Genomic DNA, 9,153 nt, shown 5'->3' on the forward strand with positions numbered 1-9,153 from the left:
TAATCAGAATAACATTTTGTCTGTTTTGAATAAATCAAAATTTATGAATTTCACGATTTTATATGTTAGCTGCTGGATACGCCACACACAGCACAAAAAAACCGGTCTTTCTACACATTATTTCCACCAACATTCTTTTCCACCAACATTCTTTTCCACCAACATTCTTTTCCACCCCCAGGGGATAAAATAAGCCCGTAAATAATTAACTTTAACTAAAATAATACCGTATGTTGTCAATCCAACAAGCTTATACAGGCATTCTTGAGCCAGAGTTAATTACTGCAATAGCCAAAAACGCACACATCAAAACGTTTCATGAGGGGGATCTCATCATTGATACCAATCAATACATCAAGTCGATGCCCCTTCTCCTAGATGGAGCAATAAAAATTGTCCGGGAAGATGAAGACAAAGGCGAACTGCTGCTCTACTATTTGGAAAAAGGTCAAACCTGTACGATGTCAATAGCCTGTTGTCTCGGAAATAAAAAAAGTGAAATTCGTGCCCTCGCAGAAAAAACAACAACGGTTGCCATGATTCCAAATGAGCTTGTCAACCTTTGGATGGGAAAATACCCCTCTTGGCGAAATTTCATCATATCAAGCTATTCAAGCCGTATGGACGAAATGTTACAAGCTATTGATAGTCTAGCTTTTTCCAATATGGAAGAACGAATCATCCAATATCTGAAAGCCAAAGTAAAGCTGAACAACGACCGAATACTTACCCTTACGCATCAGGATATTGCTTCTGACCTAAACACATCCCGGGTAGTTGTCTCCCGAATTTTAAAAAAACTGGAACAGGAAGATAAAATAGTGCTCCTTCGTAACGAAATCAGGGTATTAGTGGAATGACCAAAACATTTGTATCTTTAATAGACGTAAATTTCAAGAGCTATTAATGTAATTTTAGATGAAGATAGAAAAATTAGGATTTATAGGATTAGGAAACATGGGGCACCCCATGGCTAAAAACCTGGAAAAAGCAGGATTCCCCCTTTCTGTTTATAATAGAAACCGTGCAAAAGCAGCGGGCTTTGAAAAACAATCAATGATCAGAGAAGGTATAGCCGAATTGGTCGAACATGCTGATATTGTATTCTCCATGCTCACCAATGATGAAGCTGTCAGTGAAGTATATGAAAAAATCCTTCAAGGAGATATCAAGGGCAAATTATTTGTCGATATGAGTACCATATCCCGTAAACTCACCCTGTCTATCGCATCCAAACTCAAAGAAAAAGGAGCCGCATTTATAGATGCACCTGTGGCCGGCAGTACCAAGCCCGCGGCAGAGGGCACCCTGATTATTATGGTCGGTGGTGAACAGGAGGATCTTCATCGCGCCCGGCCATACCTCGAGCAGATGGGCAAGTCGATCAAACATGTTGGCGAAAATGGCCAGGGAATTGCCGCCAAACTTGCGATCAACTATTTTCTTTCAACGATCTATCAAGGTCTCGCAGAGACGATCTTATTTTCAGATAAACTGGGAATTCAACGGAGTGATATGCTCGAAATCATCAATGATAGTGCCAGTGGCAGTGGCGCAACAAAAGTCAAAACGCCTTTACTGGTGGAAGAAAACTACAGTCCTGCTTTCGCACTAGATCTTATGCTGAAAGATATTCGACTGGCGCAACAAGCCGGTGCCGAATATCCCCTCCTCAAGACATTACTCGATACCTACGGGAAAGCACACGACCAAGGTCTCGGACAACTCGATGTTATTGGTATTATTGAATCTATAAAGTCGTAACTTCAGGTTGGCGACAGCGGAAAAAATGTACATTGAAAATTATATTTAGTTGAGATGGACTCCAAATTAGGTTCATTTCTGATCACACAAAATAATGAGCGGAACAAATTATTGACAGATGAAAACAGTTATGACACTATTGATGCTTACTATGGTCACGATGACTACGCAGGCCCAACAATTAAAACAGGTTTCTTACCAGGATGGTGAACAAAAACTCAACGGCATGGTAACCGCCAATAGGGCAAAAAAAGGCCCTGCTGTCTTAATTATTCCTGCGTGGAAGGGAATTGACAACGAAGCGAAACAAGCGGCATTGCTTCTTGAAAAAGAAGGTTACATCGCGTTCATTGCCGACATCTACGGTGAGGGAAATATTCCTGCGGACAACACCGCAGCTTCGAAAATTGCAGGCCACTACAAGACGGACTATAAAGCTTATCAGCATCGCATCAAGCTCGCATTAGAACAACTGAAAAAAGAAGGCGCAGATCCGACAAAAATTGCGATCATTGGCTATTGCTTTGGAGGTTCAGGAGCATTAGAAGCGGCGAGAGCCGGCTTCCCCGTCAATGCCGTGATCAGTATCCACGGAGGCCTATCCAAAGCTGCCGATAGACCCAATGGTTCCATTAAAACAAAAGTACTCATTGAGCACCCTGCAGCCGATAAGAGTGTATCAAAAGAAGATTACGATGGGTTGGTCAAGGAATTAAATGAAGGAAAAGCAGACTGGCAAATAATTACCTACGCAAATTCTGGACATACGTTTACGAATCCCGAGTCAGCGGAATATAATCCCGTGATGGCCAAACGTGCCTGGGAGCACACCTTATTATTTTTGAAAGAAGTATTAAATTAAATAGCAAAGTAAGCAACAGCAATATCGACCCAAATGAATTATAACGCGAAACTGCAAATTTATCCGATTATCATTCAGTTGTTGATATTGCTGTTTTATAGTCCCATTGCAGCATCGCAAACAGTAAAATCGTTAACAATAGCTAGCCCTACACAGGCAGTTCTGTTTGTAACCAATGAGTCCGATAAATCAACTGATTTTATCATGCGTTTACACGAAAAAAATGCTGCTGCGATTTTCAAGCAAGTACCTTTTAGCACAACAAAGTTACTGGTCACAAAAACCGATGCAAAAAAACTTACATTTAGCATTAAAAATCAACAATGGACCATCAATCTATTGTCATTGAAACAACGTCATGCCATGATCTTGTTTGATGGCTTAGGCAAACCCAAGATCATATACGATAGTAATACCTATCTGACAGCAGCCAAATCCATATTAAGCAACAACACACAAGTTGCGTCGAAGAATCCTTCGTCACAATATAATGCCCAACATTTCTTTGACTCCATTGCACAAGTGCAATTTATTCCATCCAGGCAATATGCAGCGGCTATTATCGCCAATACAGCTCTCCCTCTTTACTACAGTCAGCGTAAAAATCAATGTGACGGCACGTACGTCATGCAGCAGTTTTCCGATGAAAATGAGGTGGAAACTGGAGCAATTGTGACGACTGTATATGAAGAAGGCAAAGAGCTCACATCCAACAATCTTTCCGGCGGAAATAATTATTTCAGCAAAAGATGCTATAATCAGTTCGGACTTATCGACTCCATACAGTACCTTCAAAACAGCAAATGGAGCAACAGCACCATTTACCGTTATCTCCCAAACGCCATTGTTTCCTACGATCCAACATTACAAACAGCGACAATAGACCACTTGAACAGCAAACTCCAGGTTGTAAAAAGTGAATCCATTCATTTTTTATACCAACGGATAGATTGGACCATTTACAGTTATGACAAACAGAATCGCATGAGTGAAGAGCTGTCGGGCAGAAATGATCGAAGGGAAAGTCGGGTCCGTTATGCGTATAGCGATCCGAAAACAAGTGATTATATACTACGCCAAACCTTCGATCAAAATGACCAACTCACAGCGGAAATCAAGCGATCCTACCGGGCCAACGAAACAGTTGATGAATTCTACTTCAAGGGGGTATTGCAACAAAAATCAATTGTAAAAGATTTGGGAAACTGTACGTATGAAAACCTGAACTATAACGGGCATGGGAAGATCACGGGCAAATACGTACAAACAAGAAAACAGCTATAGACATAGAGCGAAAAGCCAGTATACACCCGATGGAACAAAAGTTCTACCCCCTATACAGTAAAAACACAGGACAAAATCAAAAAAAGCGGCAAAAGATACATTTCTGCATTAATTTTGATAGCGATAAATAAACATCGTATTGAAAAAAAGAAAACTGATCAGTCAACAGCACCCCTTGCTCTATTTTTTTGCAGTATGGGTAAGAAGAATGCAGCGAAAAGCCGTCTGGCTATTTGACGACAAAAAATACAGCAAAGTTAAATCAGCTGAAAAACTTCCCTTTCGTATTAAAAAGCATCAGTCTGTATTATTAAAAAAGCTGGGCGAAAATAATATGCAATTGCAGATCAACAAAGTGACCAACCTGAAAATTGCAGCAGCACAGATCAATAGCATTCTGATCAGACCGAAGGAAACCTTTTCATTTTGTAAACTCGTGGGGCTCCCCACCGTAAAGAAAGGGTATCTGCCCGGCATGGAGTTATCCTTCGGTGAAGCAAGGGCGGGTATTGGCGGTGGAATCTGTCAAATATCCAATCTCATCCATTGGCTTGTTATCCATAGTCCACTCACCGTCAGCGAACGTTATCATCACTCCTTTGATCCTTTTCCTGACGATGGTCGTGTTTTGCCATTCGGCAGTGGGGCTACCGTATTTTATAACTACCGTGATTATCAATTCACCAACAACACGCCTTACACCTTCCAGATCAACCTCTGGTTTACAGAGAAATGTTTAGAGGGCGAATTGAGGATCGATCAGGAGCTGGATTTTGCATACCATGTCGTTGAAAAAGAACATCAATTTCTTAAAATAGACAATCAGTTCTTTCGTAAAAATGAGATTTGGCGCGAGAAGTTTTTAAAATTTCAGGGTGGAAAGATTTTAGAAACAGAACTTTTGACCAAAAATTTTGCCCGGGTTACTTATACCCCTGTTGAATATATTGAAATTAGTGCCGATCAAAATCCGGCCGATTAATTTAACAAGCTAAGTGATCGAAAAATGATGGATATGAAAAGTCCTCTTTTTTGTTTAAATTTGGTCTGGCTTTGGGGGTATTCTGTATAGAATTGAGATAGTCCCTTTGAACCTGATTCGGTTTATACCGGCGTAGGGAAAAGCAAAAATCCACTGTACAGCATACTCCTTCACTGCGCAGTCTATCGCTCTTCTTCCCTCCAAGGCTACACCGTACATCTTAGCATATGTAAAAAGAATGGAAGATTCAATTATCAATTTATTAGCGCAGCTGAGGGTCGAAAAACCCCTTGTACACAACATCACAAACCTAGTCGTGATGAACAATACGGCCAACGCACTGTTAGCCCTAGGAGCGTCCCCCGTAATGGTACACAGTCCTTTAGAAGTACGCGAAGTTGTCGATATTGCGCAAGCTCTTGTTATTAATATCGGCACCTTGAGTGAAGATACAGCCGAAGCTATGCTGGTTGCTACCGAACATGCCAATACCATTGGACGGCCATGGGTACTTGATCCTGTTGGTGCTGGGATATCAGCATTCCGCAATGATTTATTAGCCAATCTACTGGATCTCAAACCAACGGTTATTCGTGGAAATGCATCAGAAATCATGACGCTGTACAATTTCAACCAACCGAACACAAAAGGAGTCGACAGCACGACAGCGAGTAAAGATGCGCTCCGATTTGGCCAATTATTGCAAGAGCAAACCGGTTCCATTATCTGTATTTCCGGAGAAGTAGACTATATTCTTTCCGAACAATACAGGGTTGAAGTCTTTAATGGCAACCCTTTAATGACACAGGTAACTGGACTTGGCTGTAGTGCTACTGCACTTATTGGTGCATTTCTAGGTGTTACAGACCAATATGTTGAAGCAGCTGTTGCCGGCGTTTCCATTTTGAGCTTGGCGGGAGAACTCGCAGCCCAAACAGCAGCTGGCCCGGGTACCTTGCAATTGAATCTCTATGATGAACTCTATAAGCTCAATGCAGAACGTCTAAAATCAAAGCTCAAGATCAAATGTTATGCGCATTAATCCGCTTTTTCCCTACCCTTTATATTTGGTAATTTCTGAGCGGGACTGTTATCCTCAACATTGGCTCAATGTCGCCGAAGAAGCCATCATTGGTGGAGTCGATCTTATTCAATTACGCGAAAAAGCTGACGATCCCGCTACATTTTTGGATAAAGCCATGTGTTTGAAAAAACTGACCGATCGTTATGGTATTCCGCTCGTGATCAATGATGCCGTAGCAATCGCTGCAAAAATCGAGGCATGGGGAGTACATGTGGGTCAAAATGATTTGCAGCCGCTCCCTATTCGCGAAAAATATGGCGATAAATTAAACATAGGCTGGTCCATAGAAGATATGCAGCAGCTGGAAAGTCCACAAATGTACGCTGTCGACCACCTTGGTGTAAGTCCCATTTTTTCTACGAGAACAAAAATGGATACGATTACTGAATGGGGAATTGCAGGTTTAAAACAACTTCGGAATAAGACGGAAAAACCATTGATCGCTATCGGAAGGATGAACTTACAAACTGCAGAAGAGACCTGGAATGCCGGTGCAGACTCCATTGCAGTCGTTTCGGCCATATGCCAAAGTCAAGATCCCAGAGCTGCCAGTGCACAACTAAAAGAACTATTAAAATGACAAAAGATAAAAAATACCGCGTCCCTACCGTACTCAGCATTGCGGGGTTCGATGGTAGCGGTGGTGCAGGTATACAAGCAGATACCAAAACCATATCTGCATTAGGTTGTTATGCCATGAATGTGTTAACTGCCTTACCCGTTCAGAACACACAAGGTGTAAGACGTATTTATGACATTCCTACAGCAGCCGTCCAGGACCAATTAGATGCTATTTTTGACGACATCTATCCCGATGCAATTAAAATAGGCATGGTACACCATATTGAACTTGTGGAGCTTATTAGCAGCTATTTAAAAGAATATAAAGGGCCTATCGTATTTGATCCAGTCATGGTCTCGACCAGCGGGCACAAGCTCATTCACGATGATACAATTCAGGCCTGCATTGAACTTCTTTTTCCTTTGGCAACGCTGATTACACCAAATTTAGACGAGGTAAGTGTTTTAGTAGACGAAGTTATTGACGATGTCGAGAGGATGAAAAAAGCGGGAAATAGCCTACTGGCGAAAGGTTGTCAATCCGTTTTGATTAAAGGCGGGCATCTCCAAAGTCAAGAATTAACATCCCTATTGTTCCAGCACAAGAATCCACCAATTGAATTCAAATCTCAAAAAATTAACAGCAAAAATACACATGGTTCCGGTTGTTCGCTTTCTTCAGCAATTGCGAGCCATTTGGCACAAGGCGTTGGTCTCGATAGCGCGGTTGAATTCGCATTGGCCTATATACACGCAGCAATAGCTGGTAGCAAAGACCTCATCATTGGCAAAGGAAATGGGCCATTAAATCACTTCCACAATCCGATTAAACTTATTCAATATGAACTGGACTGATCATGCCTGGGATTCAATAACATCAATTTATTCAGATATACTCACTATGCCGTTTATTGTTCAGCTTAGTGATGGTAGTCTTCCCCTGGATAAATTTCAATTTTACATGCAGCAGGATGCTTTCTATTTAGAAGAATTTGGCCGTGTGCTCGCCTTTATAGGTGCAAAAAGTACGGATAACCAACAAGCATTGGACTATTTCGAATTTGGTCGCAATGCGCTACTTGTTGAACGGGCATTACACGAAAATTACTTTCGGGAATTTGGTTTAAGTCCTGCCGACAAGAGCAACAAAATCGAACCAACCTGCCATCATTATGTTCATTTTCTTAAAAGCGTAGCCGCTTTCGAGAGCATTGAGGTTGCTATGGCGGCAACACTCCCCTGTTTTTGGATTTATAAGGAGGTCGGAGATCACATTGTATCGACAGCTAATACACAGGGAAATCCCTATTCCAAATGGATAGCAACTTATAGCGGTGAGGATTTTGCACAGGGCGTTATCAAGGCGAAAAACTACGTTGACAAAATTGCAGCAGAAACTACTGCAACAAAACGGGAGAAGATGCGACAAGTATTTATAACAGCTTCCCAATTAGAGTATCAATTCTGGTTAGCAGCCTACAAACGAAGAGTCTGGTAAACAAACTATTGTCCGATACCGAACAGTTGATGTTCAAAAATGAGCATGAACGAAAATAGCACTCAGGAACAAAACTAGTGTTAATCAGTATTTTAAACGGATTTAAAGTTTTGGCATTACTATTATACTATAGGTGGCAGTTAACGATAGAGCGTATGCATAAGCACATAAGAAACGATAAAAAGGGAAATTAAAATGAAACTTTCAGTAAAAATAAATTTAAACTAATAACAGAAAAATAATGAAAAGAATCTTAACCATTGCCTTTATTTCATTTTTATATGTAGCTCAGGCACAAGAACGCGAAACACGTAAGATCACTGCTCCAGATGGCATTTCATCGGCAACTTCATTACGTGTAGATTATATTCACTCTAATCGCAACGAGGTTATTGTTGAAGCAGATAATCCCGAACATTTATCCCTTATCGAAACGACTGTAAAAAACGGTACACTGTATGTACAGTATAAAAGAAACAGTTCAATCAGAAATGCGAGAAACAATCGCGTAACTGTTTACTCAAGCAAGATACCGACACGCTTTTCGGCATCATCCAGCAGTTCGATCTATACCGATGAAACGATTAAGGCAAACAAAATTTCTGTAGACGTATCCTCCTCCGCAAAAATATCGCTTAAAAAATTAATTGCTGATGATATCAACCTTTCAACGAGCTCTTCTAGCAAGTTAACGACAGATGTCAGCAGTAAAAATTTGCAAGTATCGGCAAGCAGTTCGTCTAAGCAGGAAATTGCGGGTAGCGCTTCAAATTTAAATTTGAACACCAATTCATCCGCATCGGTTGACATGAGCCGTTTCTCGACAACAAATGCCCAAGTACAAGCCAATTCGTCTGCAAATGTTACGCTCAGCGTGAAAGAAAACTTACAGGGAAATGTTTCTACATCGGCAAGAATTGCGTTAAAAAATCAACCAAAAAATGTCCAAGTTGACAAATCAACAAGTGGCAGAGTAGTATTGTAATTTTTAGTGTGGTCTTTAAAAAAGACTGTTTATTTATGTTTAATGTTTAGTTAGCTTAAAGGTGATACATACCCCAGTATCACCTTTGCTTTTATTAGCATTTTTGCTCACACTTCTCCTTCTCCTTCTCCTT

Annotated in this window: 10 protein-coding genes and 1 riboswitch; all 10 genes read left to right on the plus strand. The window is 40.9% G+C overall.

Going from position 1 to position 9,153, the window contains the following annotated elements; genetic code table 11:
• Positions 1-230: 230 nt before the first annotated feature.
• Positions 231-860 (plus strand): Crp/Fnr family transcriptional regulator, encoded by a 630-nt coding sequence (locus tag B3P16_RS05190; protein ID WP_070567849.1) that lies wholly within the window; start codon positions 231-233, stop codon positions 858-860.
• Positions 861-918: 58 nt separating this feature from the next.
• Positions 919-1,764, plus strand: a complete 846-nt coding sequence (locus B3P16_RS05195) for an NAD(P)-dependent oxidoreductase (protein WP_159333060.1) — start codon at positions 919-921, stop codon at positions 1,762-1,764.
• Between the two features lie 118 nt (positions 1,765-1,882).
• The gene (locus B3P16_RS05200; protein WP_159333061.1) at positions 1,883-2,626 is read left to right on the plus strand and encodes a dienelactone hydrolase family protein; all 744 of its coding nucleotides are present in this window, start codon (positions 1,883-1,885) and stop codon (positions 2,624-2,626) included.
• A gap of 33 nt (positions 2,627-2,659) precedes the next feature.
• Complete coding sequence (locus B3P16_RS05205) at positions 2,660-3,910, plus strand: hypothetical protein (RefSeq protein ID WP_159333062.1); 1,251 nt, start codon at positions 2,660-2,662, stop codon at positions 3,908-3,910.
• Positions 3,911-4,049: 139 nt separating this feature from the next.
• Complete coding sequence (locus tag B3P16_RS05210) at positions 4,050-4,892, plus strand: VanW family protein (protein ID WP_236560236.1); 843 nt, start codon at positions 4,050-4,052, stop codon at positions 4,890-4,892.
• 63 nt (positions 4,893-4,955) lie between these two features.
• Positions 4,956-5,048: riboswitch (TPP riboswitch) on the plus strand.
• An 82-nt stretch (positions 5,049-5,130) separates the two neighbouring features.
• Complete coding sequence (gene thiM, locus B3P16_RS05215; RefSeq protein WP_286753736.1) at positions 5,131-5,934, plus strand: hydroxyethylthiazole kinase; 804 nt, start codon at positions 5,131-5,133, stop codon at positions 5,932-5,934.
• Positions 5,924-6,556, plus strand: a complete 633-nt coding sequence (thiE, locus tag B3P16_RS05220) for a thiamine phosphate synthase (protein ID WP_286841639.1) — start codon at positions 5,924-5,926, stop codon at positions 6,554-6,556. Before thiM ends, thiE begins: the two co-directional genes overlap by 11 nt.
• Positions 6,553-7,392, plus strand: coding sequence for a bifunctional hydroxymethylpyrimidine kinase/phosphomethylpyrimidine kinase (thiD, locus tag B3P16_RS05225; protein ID WP_070567859.1), 840 nt, complete (start codon positions 6,553-6,555; stop codon positions 7,390-7,392). Before thiE ends, thiD begins: the two co-directional genes overlap by 4 nt.
• Positions 7,379-8,035, plus strand: a complete 657-nt coding sequence (tenA, locus tag B3P16_RS05230; protein WP_070567862.1) for a thiaminase II — start codon at positions 7,379-7,381, stop codon at positions 8,033-8,035. Before thiD ends, tenA begins: the two co-directional genes overlap by 14 nt.
• A 241-nt stretch (positions 8,036-8,276) precedes the next feature.
• Positions 8,277-9,020, plus strand: a complete 744-nt coding sequence (locus tag B3P16_RS05235; protein WP_159333064.1) for a GIN domain-containing protein — start codon at positions 8,277-8,279, stop codon at positions 9,018-9,020.
• The last annotated feature ends 133 nt before the right edge of the window (positions 9,021-9,153 follow it).

Source organism: Sphingobacterium sp. UBA7631 (assembly GCF_002483935.1).
Classification (GTDB): domain Bacteria; phylum Bacteroidota; class Bacteroidia; order Sphingobacteriales; family Sphingobacteriaceae; genus Sphingobacterium; species Sphingobacterium multivorum.